1 rRNA gene is annotated in these 317 nt (G+C 51.7%); it reads right to left on the bottom strand.

The window, feature by feature from the left end:
• Positions 1-69, bottom strand: a 5S ribosomal RNA gene (gene rrf / locus NBA72_RS24240); the annotation flags it as partial.
• Positions 70-317 lie beyond the last annotated feature (248 nt).

Here is a 317-nt window from a genome sequence, read left to right as displayed (position 1 = left end):
GGCGCTACGGCGTTTCACTTCTGAGTTCGGCATGGGGTCAGGTGGGACCACCGCGCTACGGCCGCCAGGCAAATTCTGTTGCCGGAAACGAATCTTTTACACCGATGCTGCGTTGGCTGCATTCGTAAAGTCAGTCACATACTTCTGTATGCTCCTTCCTTTCCTTCATTTGCCGCCTTGCCTCAGCGTAAAATCTTTCGTTCCCGAAAATCCGGAATCAGTGCTGAAAATCATCTCTCAACCGCCAAAACATCTTCGGCGTTGTAAGGTTAAGCCTCACGGTTCATTAGTACCGGTTAGCTCAACGCATCGCTGCG

The organism is Salmonella sp. NW1250, from assembly GCF_051812965.1.
GTDB classification, from domain to species: domain Bacteria; phylum Pseudomonadota; class Gammaproteobacteria; order Enterobacterales; family Enterobacteriaceae; genus Salmonella; species Salmonella enterica.
The sequence above is the reverse complement of the archived record's forward strand: the minus strand, read 5'-3'. Positions and strand labels throughout refer to the sequence as shown.